At 38.3% G+C, this 15685-nt stretch carries 20 protein-coding genes; all 20 read left to right on the top strand.

Features of this window, described 5'->3' with window-relative positions:
• The first annotated feature begins 28 nt into the window (after positions 1–28).
• The 20 genes from G7Y42_RS06280 (at position 29) to G7Y42_RS06185 (ending at position 15599) form a co-directional block, all read left to right on the top strand.
• Positions 29–1216, top strand: coding sequence for a phage portal protein (locus tag G7Y42_RS06280; protein WP_165004941.1), 1188 nt, complete (start codon positions 29–31; stop codon positions 1214–1216).
• Positions 1188–1757, top strand: a complete 570-nt coding sequence (locus tag G7Y42_RS06275; protein WP_165004709.1) for an HK97 family phage prohead protease — start codon at positions 1188–1190, stop codon at positions 1755–1757. Before G7Y42_RS06280 ends, G7Y42_RS06275 begins: the two co-directional genes overlap by 29 nt.
• Positions 1758–1769: 12 nt before the next feature.
• Entirely contained in the window at positions 1770–3143 is a 1374-nt protein-coding gene (locus tag G7Y42_RS06270) for a phage major capsid protein (RefSeq protein ID WP_165004711.1), read from the top strand.
• Between the two features lie 7 nt (positions 3144–3150).
• Positions 3151–3489 carry a fibronectin type III domain-containing protein gene (locus G7Y42_RS06265; protein ID WP_165004943.1) on the top strand — a complete coding sequence of 113 codons (339 nt, stop codon included), beginning with the start codon at positions 3151–3153 and terminating at the stop codon, positions 3487–3489.
• A gap of 10 nt (positions 3490–3499) precedes the next feature.
• Positions 3500–3748, top strand: coding sequence for an immunoglobulin-like domain-containing protein (locus tag G7Y42_RS06260; RefSeq protein ID WP_165004713.1), 249 nt, complete (start codon positions 3500–3502; stop codon positions 3746–3748).
• Positions 3749–3763: 15 nt separating this feature from the next.
• Positions 3764–4024 (top strand): head-tail connector protein, encoded by a 261-nt coding sequence (locus G7Y42_RS06255; RefSeq protein ID WP_277424422.1) that lies wholly within the window; start codon positions 3764–3766, stop codon positions 4022–4024.
• Positions 4002–4328, top strand: a complete 327-nt coding sequence (locus tag G7Y42_RS06250; RefSeq protein WP_165004717.1) for a phage head closure protein — start codon at positions 4002–4004, stop codon at positions 4326–4328. Before G7Y42_RS06255 ends, G7Y42_RS06250 begins: the two co-directional genes overlap by 23 nt.
• The gene (locus G7Y42_RS06245) at positions 4318–4656 is read left to right on the top strand and encodes a hypothetical protein (RefSeq protein WP_165004719.1); all 339 of its coding nucleotides are present in this window, start codon (positions 4318–4320) and stop codon (positions 4654–4656) included. The genes G7Y42_RS06250 and G7Y42_RS06245 overlap by 11 nt, the downstream gene beginning before the upstream one ends.
• A complete protein-coding gene (locus G7Y42_RS06240) occupies positions 4646–5011 on the top strand; it encodes an HK97-gp10 family putative phage morphogenesis protein (RefSeq protein WP_165004721.1) in 366 nt (121 codons plus the stop codon). Before G7Y42_RS06245 ends, G7Y42_RS06240 begins: the two co-directional genes overlap by 11 nt.
• A gap of 8 nt (positions 5012–5019) precedes the next feature.
• A complete protein-coding gene (locus tag G7Y42_RS06235; protein ID WP_165004723.1) occupies positions 5020–5667 on the top strand; it encodes a major tail protein in 648 nt (215 codons plus the stop codon).
• Complete coding sequence (locus G7Y42_RS06230; RefSeq protein ID WP_165004725.1) at positions 5667–6137, top strand: hypothetical protein; 471 nt, start codon at positions 5667–5669, stop codon at positions 6135–6137. Before G7Y42_RS06235 ends, G7Y42_RS06230 begins: the two co-directional genes overlap by 1 nt.
• Before the next feature lie 194 nt (positions 6138–6331).
• Complete coding sequence (locus G7Y42_RS06225) at positions 6332–8713, top strand: phage tail tape measure protein (RefSeq protein WP_165004727.1); 2382 nt, start codon at positions 6332–6334, stop codon at positions 8711–8713.
• An 11-nt stretch (positions 8714–8724) separates the two neighbouring features.
• A complete protein-coding gene (locus G7Y42_RS06220; RefSeq protein WP_165004945.1) occupies positions 8725–9429 on the top strand; it encodes a phage tail protein in 705 nt (234 codons plus the stop codon).
• A complete protein-coding gene (locus G7Y42_RS06215) occupies positions 9426–12215 on the top strand; it encodes a phage tail tip lysozyme (RefSeq protein ID WP_165004729.1) in 2790 nt (929 codons plus the stop codon). The genes G7Y42_RS06220 and G7Y42_RS06215 overlap by 4 nt, the downstream gene beginning before the upstream one ends.
• Before the next feature lie 18 nt (positions 12216–12233).
• Positions 12234–13307 (top strand): BppU family phage baseplate upper protein, encoded by a 1074-nt coding sequence (locus tag G7Y42_RS06210; protein ID WP_165004731.1) that lies wholly within the window; start codon positions 12234–12236, stop codon positions 13305–13307.
• Between the two features lie 41 nt (positions 13308–13348).
• Positions 13349–13744 (top strand): hypothetical protein, encoded by a 396-nt coding sequence (locus G7Y42_RS06205; RefSeq protein ID WP_241161919.1) that lies wholly within the window; start codon positions 13349–13351, stop codon positions 13742–13744.
• 16 nt (positions 13745–13760) lie between these two features.
• Positions 13761–14108, top strand: a complete 348-nt coding sequence (locus tag G7Y42_RS06200) for a hypothetical protein (protein WP_165004733.1) — start codon at positions 13761–13763, stop codon at positions 14106–14108.
• Positions 14101–14244: an XkdX family protein gene (locus G7Y42_RS06195; protein ID WP_165004735.1), complete on the top strand. Its 144-nt coding sequence runs from the start codon at positions 14101–14103 to the stop codon at positions 14242–14244. Before G7Y42_RS06200 ends, G7Y42_RS06195 begins: the two co-directional genes overlap by 8 nt.
• 70 nt (positions 14245–14314) lie before the next feature.
• Positions 14315–14830 (top strand): phage holin family protein, encoded by a 516-nt coding sequence (locus G7Y42_RS06190; protein WP_165004737.1) that lies wholly within the window; start codon positions 14315–14317, stop codon positions 14828–14830.
• Positions 14823–15599: a peptidoglycan amidohydrolase family protein gene (locus G7Y42_RS06185; protein ID WP_165004739.1), complete on the top strand. Its 777-nt coding sequence runs from the start codon at positions 14823–14825 to the stop codon at positions 15597–15599. The genes G7Y42_RS06190 and G7Y42_RS06185 overlap by 8 nt, the downstream gene beginning before the upstream one ends.
• The last annotated feature ends 86 nt before the right edge of the window (positions 15600–15685 follow it).

Genomic DNA, 15685 nt, shown 5'->3' with positions numbered 1-15685 from the left:
TCGGTTATCGAATGCAGTCTATTCTTTTATGGAAAAACGTGGATATATCGAGGATATTTTTGGACACTACACACGTTATGGTCAAAGATATGTGACGGATTCATCTATCATGGAATCTTCTGATGTTTATGAATTGGTCCAGGATATCTCAAACCAGGTAGCGTTGTCCTCACCTGTTGTCATAGGTCCAGACGGTAATGAAGTGAAGGACCACCACTTGCTAAAAATTTTGAAGAATCCCAATGATTATTTGACCGGATTCGAATTTACCAAATTGGAAACAAATACCCTACTGATCAATGGTGAGACATTCCCATTAACAGATCGGGAACAGCTTCATTTGGCATACGGTGTAACCACTAAAATCAATGAACGACTTCAAGAAGAATTTGAAATGAATGGACAAAAAATACCTGGTCAAATGATTCGACACATTAAGAACATCGGAACTGATTCATTAAAAGGTGCTGGAATAATTGACCTTGCAAGAAACACTCTGGAAGGCGTTCTGAGCGCTGAAAAAGTTTTGACGGACAAGTATACTAAAGGTGGTTTACTCGCGTTCATGCTTAAACTGGACGCCCACATCAATCCAAATAATAGCGCCCAAACGAAAATTGTCAAAGCTATATTGGATCAACTGGAAGGAACGCAAAATGACAGTGATCATTCTGTTAAGATGATTCCTCTGGGAAAAGGATATTCCATCGAGACATTAAAAAGTCCTGTTGATGATGCGGCTATTTTGAATTATTTAGGTGTCTATAAAAAAGATCTAGGTAAATTTTTAGGAATCAATGTTGATACGTATCAATCGTTGATGAAAACAGACATCGAAAAAGCGATGATGTATCTGCACAACAAAGCAATCAAACCAATATTGAAGAACAAGAGCGAACATTACACCGCTCTTTTTTTTATGCCTAATTCTGGCTATCGAGTGGAATGGAAAATCAACATTTTGGACTTTGTTCCTTACTCAACAAAAACAAGTATCGGCTACAACCTTGTTAGAACGATGATTACCTGTCCTGATAATGTTGCGGAAATGCTTGGATTCCCCAAACAAAATTTACCAGAAACACAATCAGTCTATGTATCAAATGATTTAACGAGAATCGGACAGAAGAATGCAACCGATGATTCATTATCAGCGAATGATCAAAATTTGAAAGGGGGTGATGGAAATGAAGAAGAAGGAAATTCGCACGATTGACATCACCAATCTTTCAACACGTTCCGATGAAGAAACTCATACGAGGACCATTAGCGGCTACGCTGCTGTATTCAACAGTCCAACACTTTTATGGGATGACTTAAGCGAAGTGATTGTTCCTGGTGCATTCTCAAAGGCAATTAGTAATTCAGATGTTCGTTGTTTGTTCAATCACGATTGGTCCAATGTGCTAGGACGTACTAAAAGCGGAACCCTTCGCCTTGAAGAAGATGAACGTGGTTTGAAATTCGAAGTTGATTTACCAGACACAACGGTAGCAAGGGACTTAGTTAAATCTATGGAACGCGGAGACATCAATCAATGTAGCTTTGGTTTTGTGCCGACAGAAGAAACGTGGGACTACAATTCTGAACCAATGCTTCGAACAATCCATGAAGTGGAATTATACGAGGTTTCTATTGTGCCTTTGCCAGCATACGAAGATACAGAAGCTGCATTAAGAAGTCGTGATGAATTAGAAAAAAACGTCGAAGAAAGAAAAAAATTAATCAAAAAAATTAATCAAGCGCTAGAAGTGTAGGAGGAAAAATACATGGATAAAGAATTATTGAAAAAAATGAAGGCACGTCGTGAGCAACGATTGACTGAATTACGTGAAAAAGTTGAATCAGGAGAATTACGCGAAGCTGATTTAGAAGCTGTGAAAAAAGAAATTGATGCTGTTGTTGATGAGTTGAACGGAATCAAAGAAGAACTGGTTTCAGACACGAATACCGAGGATACCGGCGATGCCGGTGATAACACAGACGAAAAAGCAAACGGGGCAGATTTGAATGAAAATCGTTCAGACGAAGATGGAAAAGATGAAATTTCAGATGACGAGGGAAATTCAGAAAATCGTTCTGGAATGATTACCCAACAACAACGAGATGGATTACTTGGATCAATTAAAAACGGATTGGAGGCACGTGCAAAAATGACCAAAGAACAAAAAGAACAACAAATCCGAAAAGCATTTGCCAATTTTGTTATTGGTAAAATTTCAGAAACAGAAGCGCGCTCATTGGGAATTGATGCCGGTAATGGTTCAGTAACTGTTCCAGAAGTAATTGCATCAGAAGTGATCACGTATGCACAAGAAGAGAATTTACTTCGAAAATATGGGACAGTGGTACGAACAGCCGGTGATGTCAAATATCCTTTCTTAGTTAAGAAGGCAGAAGCTAACGTCAATAAGAAAGAACGAACTACCGATATTCCAGAAACGGATATTGAATTTGATGAAATTACTCTTGATCCAGCGGAATTCGATGCGTTGGCTACTGTAACTAAAAAGCTGTTGAAAATGTCTGGTGTTCCTGTCGAAGACATTGTTGTTGAAGAATTGAAAAAAGCTTATGTCCGTAAAGAAATCAATTACATGTTCAATGGTGATGACACGGATAATGAAAACCCTGGCGCGTTAGCGAAAAAATCAGTTAAATTTACTCCAGCAACAGCTGTCGATTTAACCGCAGCTGACGCTGGCCAGAAATTGTACGATGCCTTAATCGAAATGAAAAATACACCAGTTACGGAAGTTATGAAAAAAGGACGTTTCATTATCAATCGTGCTGCTTTAACTGCTGTTGAAAAAATGAAAACTGCTGATGGGTTTCCTCTATTACGTCCATTCACACAAGCCGAAGGTGGGATTGGTCATACATTAGTCGGTTATCCAGTTGATTGGACTGATGCGGCAGATAAGAAAGGTGAACCAGATACACCGATTATTTACTTCGGTGATTTCTCGGCATTCAAAATTCAAGAAGTGATCGGCGCATTGGAAATCCAACGATTGGTTGAAAAATTCTCTGGTAAAAATCAAATTGGATTCCAAATTTACAACTTGCTAGATGGCCAGTTGATTTATTCTCCATTTGAACCAGCAGTATACCGTTATGAAGTGACGACTACTACACCCTAAAACGCCCCTGAATCCAACAGGTAAATTTAATGGAGATGGTTCACTGGCCGTCTCCTTTGATCCTGTGGAAGGGGCAAAATCGTATTTAACTCATTATGGGGACGCCAACGTTTCTGATCCGAAAAAAGCAACTAAAATGGGATATACCGAGACGTCTTCTTGGACATTAGCAGCCGAAAATGTTCCATCGTTAAATGACGGAGATAAGATTTACATTTATGTCCAAGCATACAACGAACTCGGTGTAGGCGATAACGATATCGAGAAAGCACGTTATTTACATGATGGGCCATTTACAGGGTCGGAGTGGTCTAAACCAGTAATCTTGACTAAAACTACTCCCTAATGAGCCCGCAATGCACATCGATCCGTATATATTTGGATCTGATAACATTACAGGAACATATACTGGTGATGTAGAAAGAGGAAAATTATATGTAAACGGTGCTTATGCGGGCGTTATCGGTGGCACTTTTTCTGATGGAAAATTTATTTTCTATGCGAAAGGTAAATTTGAAGCGACAGATAAAGTTGAATTAGAAGGTCTGAACGCTTTAGATGTTGTTGTAGTTGAAAAACAAATAGTTGAGATAATTTCAACATAAAAGCGGGTGTTCAACTTGGAATTAATTGAAAAATTCAAATCACATATTCATTTTGAAAAGGGCATGGATGATTCTTTGCTCTCTTTCTATTTGGAAATGGCAAAAGATTATGTCAAAACAGCAACTGGTGGCCAACAAGAATATCTTATTTTGATGGTTGCAGGCATTGCCTATGAATATCGAGTTTCAGAAGATGAACTCGACAAAGCTATGGATGCTATGACGCCATTTATTGTGCAAGGAGCGATTCAAAATGCCGAAGAGACAGACGAATAATCTCAGGTGGAAAGCTGAGTTGCTAGACATTAAAACAGGAACAGACGAAAACGATCGTCCAACTACAGTTTATGAATTTAAGCGTCCAATTTTCTATGAAGAACTTGGTGTGACTTCTCAAGAAAAATATTTGTCACAGCAAGCTAAGACAGACGTTGTCAGACGAATTAAAGTCAGATGGGATAAATCCATCACAGAGAAATTAAGTGCGCTCAAAATTGATTCTGTGACGTATAACATTACTCGCATTTATACGAATCCCGATACAAGAGAAATGGAGTTGAGTTTAGCTTATGTCGATTAGCTTTTCAGAACTCAAAGAAATACTTAAATCCACTGGACTACCAGTAACGAGAGATAAAGCAGCTAAAGGAACTGATTTTCCTTATATTGTTTATTCGAATGTTAGCAAAAGTAAAAAAATGGCATCTTCAAAAGTTCATCGACGATTGCCGTATTACCAAGTTTCGCTATATACAACAGGAACAGAGCAAGACTTGAAGGTATTAGAAACAGCATTGGAAAATGCTGGTATTCCATATTCAGACTTCACAGGTAGACAAGGTGATGAGAATGACGATACCGTGACAAACTATTACACATATGTGAGGTGTGTGGAAAATGCCAAGTAATAGGAATGGTTTTTCTGAAATATCGGATTATTTGGGTAATCTTTCGCGAGTGGATCCCAAAAAAATATCATTGGAATCTTTAGAAGATGCAGCAAATTTTTATCTTAAACAGCTACTTCCTAATATTCCTAAGTCTCTGCTTAAGAAAAAACACATGAACGAACAAATAAAAGTAGTAGTTGAAAACGATCAAGTGAAAGTTCAATTTGAAGAGACTGCCTTTTACTGGCGTTTTGCCGAAAATGGCACAACAAAGCAACGTGCCCAACATTTTGCAAGTGGTACGTATGAACAAAATAAAGAAAAAATTGAAGAAATTATGACTAGAAAAATTCTTAGTCTATGGAGAGGATGATCAAAAAAATGGATGCTCAAGAAATTAAATTTTTTGAAGGATTAAGTGACATTTTAATAGCTCCGATGCTAACAGATGATACACCGACAACCGAACCAACTTATGAAGAAGTCGTACGATTACCAATTGCTACAAAGTTAGCAATCAAAGGGAATGGTTCAACTCTTGAAAAATACGCTTCAAGTAAATTGTTCCGTTCAATTGGTCGAGAAACAAAACATGAGTTAGGACTTGATCATGTTGGTATTCCAATTGAATTGATGGATAAGCTAAAAGGGCTAACTGCAGTTAAGGGAGTGACTTTTAGCAATACTAAAGCAAAGCAATTTCCATTCTTTGCTTTTGGTTTTATCGGAAATATCGAAGGCGGCGCACAGATGGCTGTTTGGTATCCCAAAGCTCAACTGTCTAATGTTATTGATGAAGAATACAACACTTCGGAAGCGGAAATCGATATCGCTGACGTAACAGCAAACTTAGTCGCTTACGGATTGAACACAGAGCCAAATAACATGTATGCAACGTTCAATTCATTACGCGATTCAGCCACTGGCATCACGTTAGATAAATTCATTCAACAACCCGTTATCAGTGAAGATCAATGGAACGAACTAGCAGGAGCGACAGATCCTGGAACTGGCGGAGGTGAAGAATAATGGCTCGTCTTGCCGATTATGGTATTCATGTTGAGGAATTAAAAAATACGGCTGTTGTTTCTATTCAAGGACACGAATTTCCAATTGCCTTCACTATGGTAACAATGGAATACATTGCAGATATTTATGGTGGAGATTATTCAAAATTTGAGGCAGATATGAACGCAATGATTTCAAAGAAAAATGGCACAATCTCAATCGCCAATCTAACAAAAAGTGATTTGAAAATCATGCGTGCATTAATTTACGCGATGCTTAAAACTGGAGGATTAGAAGATACTCCAGAAGACATTTTCCTGTTCTTAGGAATGAATCGGGATTTATTAGAAATTTACGGTGTATGTGCGGAAATCTTTACTAATCAAACTTTCCAGGTGGAAGATATAAAAAAATCCAAGAAGCCACAAGACTTCAAGCCTTCAAAACAAACTCAAAAAAGAAAAAATCAAAACAAGCGCAAGGGGAAATAGGAACTCCTTGGGCTTTTTATATTTATGTCGCTTTGACCTTGCTGGGCTGGAGCGAAGATTTCTTTTTGAAGGCTTCTCCGAACTTGTGGCTTAAATCATTTATCCAATGGCTTGAATTCAACAATGAGAACTTTGAAGTTCCAGAAACAATCAGGCTAGACGAAAGTCCGTTTTGGTAAGAAAGGAGCGCTAAGATGAACGGTAAAGAATCTGATGTAGTACTGAATTTTAAAACAAGTGGAGAAGTTCAGTATGCAAAAACGATCAAAGAAATCAACAAGGGAATGAACTTAGCTGCTACCGAGTATAAAAACCAATTATCGGCAATGGATAAGGATGCAACGGAGACAGAAAAGCTAACAGCAGCTAAGCGGAAATTAGAAAAACAAGTCGAGCTTGCTAGTCAACGAACCCAACAGTTACGAGAGTCTTATCAACAATCAGTGGCTGAAACAGGAAGGTTTTCGGCGGAATCTGAAAAGCTTTATAAACGTCTATTAGAATCACAAACTGGAGAAAATAAATTAAAAGATGCATTGGAAGCAACCAATGAAGCGCTGAAAACTCAAGGTGATGTATCAATTGACACCGCAAAAAAGCTTCAGAAAATAGAAGAAGCTGGCGAAAAAATCAAAGGTGTCGGTAAAAAACTGTCAGTTGGTGTAACAACTCCATTAGTGGGAATTGCAGCCGTAGGTACTAAAACAGCAAATGAATTGAGTACGGCACAGACACAAATTCAAGCGGCATTTGGTATGACAGAGTCAGAAGCTAAAAATCTGAACCAAGCTGTAGAAGATGTTTTCGCGTCAGGGATGGTCGAGAGCATTGATGAATCTAAAGAGGCTGTTATTCAGTTAATAAATCAGATGCCAAAACTAAAAAATGAAAGCTCTGAATCTATTAAAGATATTATTTTACAAGCTAAAAGTTTAGAAGAAACATTTGGTTCCGACACAGAAGAAACTTTAAAGGGTGCCAATGCCTTAATGACCAATTATGGAATGTCTGGTCAAGAAGCGATGGATATGATCACAGTAGCAACCCAAAATGGTTTAGATAAATCACACGAACTAGGAGACAATCTTGCTGAATATGCTATTCAATTCAAGCAAAATGGCTATTCAGCAGAAGAAATGTTTGAAGTGCTGCAATCTGGATTAGAAGGTGGCGCATATAATCTTGATAAAGTTAACGACTTAGCCAAAGAATTTGGTATACGGATTTCTGATGGCTCCATTCAATCTGCTGTTCAAGATTTAGGCGGAGAATGGGAAGAGCTTTATAACAAAATGAAAGATGGCGGGTCTAGCAACGAGGAAATATTTGGTGCTTTAGCAGAAAAAATTTCTAAAGTTGGTGATGATACACAAAAAGCCACTTTGGTTTCTACAATTTTTGGTTCTTTAGGTGAGGACAATGCCGCTAAAGTAATTGAAGCAATGGCTGGTCTATCAAAAGAAACAGAAGGTGTGAAAGGAACATATGATGATGTGACAGGCGCAGGAAAAAATTTGTCAGATCAAATGCAAGAAACGGTGTCTTATCAAAGTGCTATGAATGAACTTATGCTTGCTGGTGCAGACATCGGTGAAGTATTTGCTCCATATATCCAAATGGCAGCTGATGCAGTAAAATCTTTTGCTCAATGGTTTCAAAGTTTAGATCAAAACACTAAAAACTGGATTGTAGCAATCGGCCTTATAGCAGCTGCTGTAGGTCCTGCGCTTGTGGTATTAGGAACATTAGCAGGGTCGGTGAAAAATTTAGTTGGCGGTGTTAAAGGTTTCATAGGAATTTGGAAAGGACTCGCCGGTCTGTTTGGGATGTCAGGAGGATGGTTCACTATTGCTATTGTTGCAATTGGAGCATTGATAGCTGGATTAGTTTGGGCGTATAACAATGTCAAATGGTTCCGCGATGGCGTGAATACTTTTATAAAAATGTTGGTGGACTCATGGGTTCAGCAATTCAATTTCTTAGTTGGCTTTGTTAGCAATGTTTTTGGAGGAATCGTAGCTAATTTCAAAAATTTTTATAATGCAGGAAAACGAATATTCAACGGATTCATAGATTTTATTACCGGAGTATTTACAGGCGACTGGTCAAGAGCTTGGCAAGGGTTAGTTGATATTTTTGGAGGTATTTTCGATGGTATTGTTGCTGTGGGGAAAGCTCCTATTAATGCCATGATTGGATTGATTAATGGATTTATTGGTGGATTGAATAATATCAAGATACCAAAATGGGTTCCTGGTATCGGAGGGAAATCATTCTCTATATCAAAAATCCCTTATCTAGCACAAGGTGGTCATCTGATCAATGGGCAAGCAATCGTTGGTGAAGCTGGACCTGAGTTACTGACTGCTAAGAATGGAAAAACCACAGTTACTCCATTATCAGACGAAGAAAAACGCAAAGGAATCAGCGGAAGAGTTTCCGGAGGTAGCATTGAACAGCATATACACATTGGCAAAGTCGATGCAAACAATCCATCTGAGTTAGATCGTATGAATCGTAAATTTGCTAAAGCAAACCAACAGGCTATTTATGATTTGGGAGGTGTTCCTATTTGAGTCGACAATTTATGAAACCAGATGAACCAAATTTTATTTGGAAAAATCGGAATGCAGTAATTGATATGGATTGCATCATTGAGGGAGAGCTTCCAGATATTATGCCGAACAAGCGATACGAAACGTACACGATTCAGGGCCGAAGCGGAGAATTGACAGAAACGTTTGATGACTATGAACCTTTTGATTTGGAAATAGAAGGGATCACTATTCCACATTCGAAACTGAGAGAAGTCAAACGATGGCTCACTGGTAAAAGCCAATTAATCACGCATAATGATCCAGACAAGTATCTAGAAGCTATCTGCAGCATGGATAAAGAAGTCCCTTTCGAAAACGAGTGGGGCTTCTTTTATACATTCGATGTTACTTTTCGTTGTCAGCCACTCAAAAGAAAAATCGGCGAAGCGCCTAAAATTTTTCATTCTAGTGTTATGGATATTTTTGATCATGGTGACGAAATTGCACATCCCTATCTGGAAATAGAATCGAACGGAGGAGATATAACGATCGCTGTCGGTGATAAAAGCCTAACAATACTTAATACGTTAGCTGCAACAATCGTGGTTGATACTCAGCTTGGGAAAGCAATACAAGAAGGTTTGAATTTATTTACGCGTGGTGATTGGCCAGTCTTGCAGCCTGAATGGAATCAGGTAAAAATATCCGGAAAATTTAAAGAAGTGCGGTTTTGGAATAGGAGTGTGTATCTGTGACGCAAGAATTTATTTATGCTTACAAAAAAATGCCAGATGATTTGAGCGTTAACGGAGCGTCGTTAGTTGGCTGGGAAGATTTGCCAGAAATCAATCGTGTGCTGAATGGCCAATATCGTTTTTATGGTAACTATTCAAGAAGCGGACAGTATCGCTCTTATTTAAAAAAAGGAAATTTTATAAAAGCGAAGGTACCAGATGGTTCCTGGCAATACTTCGAAATTTACAATATCAAAAAGAATTTGACCTCCGTTTCTGTGACAGCCAGACATATTGGTTTTATGGCCAATAAAAACTTTATCGTTAAGTCATTCACGGATAACGGCAACGGTTCTCAGATCATGACCAATCTTAAAAACAGTTTGGCATTTGATCAAAAATTCAACTATCTGTCGAATGTAGGCACAACACATCAATTTACAGCAAGACAAGTCGCACCAGTTGAAGCAATCATTGGTTCAAACAATGGTAATCAAAATTTGACTGGCGTGACTAGCGCGGAACTTGATATGGATAACTATGATTTGAAACTGGTAAAACAGATTGGATCAGATAATGGTTTTCGGATCGATTTTGGCATCAATTTAGAAGCAATCGAAGAAGAAATTGATGAAGAATCAATTGTCAATAGTTTGTATTTGGTTGGCGGGGTTCCTGATAACGATTATGATGAAGACAAAGAACCTATCGAATATGGTTATTTAGAAATTGATGGTGTGACTAACGAAAACAGACGCATTGGAAAACGGGAAAATGGCGACTGTAAAACAGTTGATGAATTGATTAAATGGGGTAAAACCTTATTTGATAATGATCGTATTCACGAACCAAAAGCAACTCACACAGTTAGTATGGTCGCGCTAGAGCATACGCTTGAATACGGTGAAATGTATCAAGAGTTAGCATCTTTACATTTTGGTGATGTCGCTCATGTGAGGGCGAAAGAGTTAGACATCGAGATAAAAGAGCGCATGGTCGAATACACTTATTTCCCAACACTCGGAAAATACAAAGATTTTGTTCTGGGTAATGACTTATCTCTTTATACCTCGACAGTAAATACTCAAGCACAAGAATTGAAAAAGAAAATCGACAATCGAACAGAAACGTTAGTTCAAAATGTGTTGAATGCGACGGCATGGATCACTGGTAATTCTGGTGGGCATGTCGTTTTTCGTCCAGAAAAAGCTCCATCAGAGATTCTTATCATGGATACTCCAAATGTAGCGAATGCGAAACGTGTGTGGCGTTGGAATTTAAATGGCTTAGGTTATTCAGACAACGGAGTAAATGGCCCATTTGGTATCGCAATGACGTCGAAGGGTGAAATCGTAGCTGATTTCATTAAAGTTGGGATTATTAATGCAGAAGTTCTTGAAAGTTCAATTAATGATCTGGGCGATGTGCTAAAAATTGTCAAAGGTACATTACAAATTTGGAATGATAATAAAAAAATCATGGAAATGACCAAAAAAGGGATGGAGTTTTGGAATACGAGAGAATCCATTGGAACGATTGGAACAACTGATTCTGTCGGTAATCCATTTCCTGAAGCAAGCACGCCTGTTCCATTAGAAAACAACTCTTTAGTAATCAAAGCTAACGGGACAGCAAATGCACCTAAATACATCTTACTTTCCTCAAAAGAAGGCAAAGGGATAGTTTTAGCTGGTGATTATGGATTTCATCAGGGTGATTTTAGCATTTACGGTAAAGCGCTCGTAGGTGGAAGTTTTAGTGTTGCTACAGATGCAACAATTGCTGGTCGCTTAGATGTAAAAGAGTTGTATGTAAATGGTGTAAAAATAGATACAAACGGCGGTAACAATACCGGAGGAAATGACAACGGTTGGAATGGACAATATCCACCAGAAGTAACTACTGATCGGGATAAGCGTTATTGGCAAATTTGGGCGCTGGCTTTAGGCGCTGGCTTTAGTAAGCAAGCAGCTGCCGCTTTACTAGGGAATGCACAAGGTGAATCTGATGCAAACCCAACCGCGGATGAAGGTAATGGCGCGCCAGGTTTCGGTTATGGTGTATGGCAATGGACAGATTCCACCGGTGCAAGCAGTGGACGTGTCTACATGATTAATTTGATGACTAAAGCTGGAATTAGCGACAATCCAGACACGATTACCGCACAGTTTAAACTCTTGATGTGGCATGCACCAAACGGACAGTGGATTGCCACCAGCTCTTATCCTTACTCATGGACTCAATTCATGACGCTGACTGATATCAACACAGCAGCACAAGCCTTCGTGGCCAATTTTGAACGTCCGCGTGATCCACATCCAGAACGGACGACATGGGCACAAGAATGGTATGACAAATTCAAAGATTTGGAAATTCCTGTGTCAAAAGGATATGTGAAGCCGATTGCGGATCCGATCACGGTGACAAGTGAATTTGGCTGGCGCACTTCTCCAATTACAGGAGCACAAGAATTTCATAACGGTATCGATCTTGTGAATGGGAACCCCAATACACCTATTTTTGCATCAGCAGATGGGGAAGTCATCGTTGCAGGTGATGCAAACTACTTTGATTGGTACGGAAATTGGACAGTAATCAAACACGCCGATGGCATGTATACAGGATACGCGCATCAAAGCCGAGTAGACGTCTCGAAAGGCCAGAAGGTAACTGCTGGTCAGCAAATTGGCTTGATGGGCACTACTGGACCATCAACAGGAGAACATTTACATTTCCAATTTATGGATGAGTTTTATCCATCATCGGCAGCGCATTTTCATAATGCAAGAGACTATATCAATTTTTAAAGAAAGGAGCGTAAACAGATGACAAAATGGAATATCACACTAAGTACTACAGAGCCCTTCAATTACATTGGCATGATTCAAGTTAGACAAGGTAATAAGAATTCCGAAATCATGGAAACAACGATCACTGAAAATGGATTACCTTACGATTTGACTGGTTGTAAAGTTTATTTTGAATCAATTATCGGTGACAAATATCCAGTCCAGCTAGGAACTAAAATTGTTGATGCAAAAAAAGGGAAAATTCAGTACACATTTGATCAGTATTCGATGCAGATGTTGCATCGACAAACAGCAGATTTCATCATTTTTAAAGATGATGAATTAATCGCTACGACACAAGATTTCTCCTATTTCGTTATCAAAGCAGTATCAAAATCAGAAGGAGAAATGGGTTCTTACTGGCAATCTGTAGAAGATTTGATTGTAGATATGACAAACTTCATCAACGAAAATAAAGGAGACTTCACAGCATGGATGAATGCACGCAAGGATGAGTTTGATCAGTGGCGGAAAAATCAGCAAGATACTTTTGAAGCGTGGCGGAAAGGACAAGAATCAGATTATTTAAGTTGGTTCGGATCCATCAAAGATATTCTAGCGTCGATTGATCCTGGTGGAACCATGTTAGCTGAATTGATGGATGCGAGAGTAGATATTCAAGGAGTACGGCATGAGTCAATCTCCGAACGTTTACTTGCAGATTTGAATTTTATTTATGAAAAGATAAAATCTCAGCTAGATTTGATTGTTCATGACTATATTCCTGTAGGCAATAAAATCACCATCGAACATGATTCTGAATATCAACCTGATGTTAAAGTAACTTATTATCAAAATGCAATAGGAACTGAAATTGAAGGTCTAGACACTACAGACAGTTTTGGTGGAGGTACCATTTATAATGTATTAACACAATTGAGCTTTGATCGAAAAAAAGTACATGTAGAAATGCCACAAAAATACACAATTAGTGCAAATGATTACATCATAAAAGACAAAAACACTTTAGTTATTATCGATGGGAATGAAACATTATGCTTCACGATTCCATCTGCTACTATCCTTAAAGCGTATGTTGACGGACAATAGCAGGCAACTAAGAAGTTATATCTGAAAGAGGTGGGAATAAAATGGCATTAAAACAGATTTACAGAGGAATGCAGAATGGTGCAGAAACAATTCAAGAGAACTTTGCAGATTTAGATAGTCGCAACGCTTCATTAAATGTAGGGTTAAGTGTCACTAATGGTAACACTGGCACAGCAAAGCTTTATCGTGAAGGAAAAACCGTCACTATTTATTTTGTTGCGTTGAATGGGAAAAGCAGTGGTGGAAATGATTCAACGATACTAACAATTCCAGAAGAATATCGGCCACCAATTAGTTTTGAACAACTGGTAGGGTCGATAGATCGTTCTACCTTGAACAGTGCTCAATTATCCATTGGTGCAGATGGAGCAATTAAATGGCGAAGAAACTCAAGTTATGCATCTGATTATACCTTTGCAATTACTTACACGATTTAGAAAGGCGTGAATCGATATGAAGACAGCATATAGACCAATTGAACCTTATGGCTTTGAACAAATCATTATTGACGATCATGAAAACATACCAGAAGGTTGCACAGAAATCGTTCCACCAGTGCCCAATTGGAAACCGAAATTTGATTTTGAGAAAAATCAATGGAGTGAGTTGGCGACTGAGGACGAGAAGAAAGGCACAGCGGTTGACGATATTGAAGATGTGGATCAGTTGAAACAATTAAATGCTCTACTAACAAAACAGTTGACGGCATCAATACAAGAACAAGAAAAGATGCAAAAAATTCTTGCTCAATTAACGATGGAAGTTGCAAACCTTAAGAATGGAGGAACAGAGAATGAATGATTTTCCGGGATTTGAAAATATAAAGCAATTCTATGATTGGGGATGTTATACAGAGCGAGATTTGCTTGACTATGTAAACATGAAATGTTTAACCGAAGAACAATACCAGCAAATTACTGGAAAGACTATTGATTAAGCACAAAGTTAAATAAAAAGCGTACTCAAACGAGTGCGCTTTTTATTTTGCAATGAAAGGAATGGAGACATTGAATGAAATTATTGAATTGTTGAAAAATCAGCTGTCTAAAATGATAAACGATGGAAGCTGGATTGTAGGTGCAGTAGGAAGTGGAATCTCTTTTGCTTTTCCCGAATGGATTACTGCAAAAAAACTAGGGATAGAACACGCTGTAGTCGTAGGAATATTACTGGCTATTCTTTTAATGGAGTGGGTGATCGGATCTCGCTTAGCAAAAATGTCATCCGCGAAAAGAAAAACGAGTACAGTTTTAATCGATTCACTAATTAGAGATTTTGTTATTTTGCTCATATGTATGGTAGCTTATGGGTTTGATTATTTACTAGGCACAGGTTCAATCATTTTTTGCTTATTTACATTTGCTTTTATCTACCATAATTTCTATAGCTTGATGGCTAACGTAGCAGTATTGGGCTGGGAAGATAAATTTCCTATGTGGCTGATTCATTGGTTGAAAGATGAGATTGAAGCAAAAAAAGAAAAATATTTTCCAACAATGAAGGAGGACAACAAGCATGAGTAAAGAAAGTATGATTAAATGGATGCAGGATAGACTAGGCAAAGTTACGTATTCAATGACCCATCGGCTTGGACCTAATTCTTATGATTGCAGCTCTGCAGTTTTCTTCTCAATGATTGCTGGAGGCTTCCTACCTTCTGGATCAATGGGAAATACTGAAACACTCTTTGGAATGGTTGGAACGAAACTGAAAAAAATTAGTCGATCAGAAGTACAAAGAGGGGATATCTTTATTTCAGGTACTCCTGGTGGATCAAACGGTTCGGCTGGTCATACTGGAATTTTTCTAAGCAATGGATCATTTATTCACTGTTCTTTTACACATAATGGCATAGCGGTTGATACTAACGATGCTTACATGAGCACAAAACTGCAACATAATTTCTATCGGATTATCGATGGAGGAACTGCTAATACAGATAATAAACCACAGATGATCCAATTAGTTCTTGATGGTCAATTTGGAAATGCAACAGCTAGACGTTTACAAGAATACTTTGATACTGCTGGCAAAGATGGTGTGATCAGCCATCAGTTCAAACAAACATTTAACCAAAATATTTACGCTGCTCAATTTGACAATACATTGACTGGATCGAATGTCATCAGAGCTTTACAAGGTTTCTTAGGCATTGCTCAAGACGGACTATGTGGGCAAGGAACAATCAAAGCTTTACAAAGACACCTGGGTACAACGCAAGACGGTGTGATCAGTCCCGTATCTAATGCAGTGAAAGAATTACAGCGTCGATTGAATGCGAATAAGCTATAAAAAATGACTCCCCTTTTGACTCCCCCAAGCAGTATATGGATGTCTCTAAAAGTTGTTTTTTTAGATAATAAAAAGCTGATAATAAG

This window comes from Enterococcus sp. ZJ1622 (genome assembly GCF_011038845.1).
Classification (GTDB): domain Bacteria; phylum Bacillota; class Bacilli; order Lactobacillales; family Enterococcaceae; genus Enterococcus_B.
The sequence above is the reverse complement of the archived record's forward strand: the minus strand, read 5'-3'. Positions and strand labels throughout refer to the sequence as shown.

Bases quoted from the DNA above. Each gene is read 5' to 3' on its own strand.
- G7Y42_RS06185 (WP_165004739.1), top strand. From the start codon at position 14,823: ATGAGTAAAGAAAGTATGATTAAATGGATGCAGGATAGACTAGGCAAA.
- G7Y42_RS06270 (WP_165004711.1), top strand. From the start codon at position 1,770: ATGGATAAAGAATTATTGAAAAAAATGAAGGCACGTCGTGAGCAACGA.
- G7Y42_RS06225 (WP_165004727.1), top strand. From the start codon at position 6,332: ATGAACGGTAAAGAATCTGATGTAGTACTGAATTTTAAAACAAGTGGA.
- G7Y42_RS06205 (WP_241161919.1), top strand. From the start codon at position 13,349: ATGGCATTAAAACAGATTTACAGAGGAATGCAGAATGGTGCAGAAACA.
- G7Y42_RS06240 (WP_165004721.1), top strand. From the start codon at position 4,646: ATGCCAAGTAATAGGAATGGTTTTTCTGAAATATCGGATTATTTGGGT.
- G7Y42_RS06275 (WP_165004709.1), top strand. From the start codon at position 1,188: ATGAAGAAGAAGGAAATTCGCACGATTGACATCACCAATCTTTCAACA.
- G7Y42_RS06195 (WP_165004735.1), top strand. From the start codon at position 14,101: ATGAATGATTTTCCGGGATTTGAAAATATAAAGCAATTCTATGATTGG.
- G7Y42_RS06220 (WP_165004945.1), top strand. From the start codon at position 8,725: ATGAAACCAGATGAACCAAATTTTATTTGGAAAAATCGGAATGCAGTA.
- G7Y42_RS06210 (WP_165004731.1), top strand. From the start codon at position 12,234: ATGACAAAATGGAATATCACACTAAGTACTACAGAGCCCTTCAATTAC.
- G7Y42_RS06250 (WP_165004717.1), top strand. From the start codon at position 4,002: ATGCCGAAGAGACAGACGAATAATCTCAGGTGGAAAGCTGAGTTGCTA.
- G7Y42_RS06230 (WP_165004725.1), top strand. From the start codon at position 5,667: ATGGCTCGTCTTGCCGATTATGGTATTCATGTTGAGGAATTAAAAAAT.
- G7Y42_RS06235 (WP_165004723.1), top strand. From the start codon at position 5,020: ATGGATGCTCAAGAAATTAAATTTTTTGAAGGATTAAGTGACATTTTA.
- G7Y42_RS06280 (WP_165004941.1), top strand. From the start codon at position 29: ATGGAAAAACGTGGATATATCGAGGATATTTTTGGACACTACACACGT.
- G7Y42_RS06200 (WP_165004733.1), top strand. From the start codon at position 13,761: ATGAAGACAGCATATAGACCAATTGAACCTTATGGCTTTGAACAAATC.
- G7Y42_RS06260 (WP_165004713.1), top strand. From the start codon at position 3,500: ATGCACATCGATCCGTATATATTTGGATCTGATAACATTACAGGAACA.
- G7Y42_RS06245 (WP_165004719.1), top strand. From the start codon at position 4,318: ATGTCGATTAGCTTTTCAGAACTCAAAGAAATACTTAAATCCACTGGA.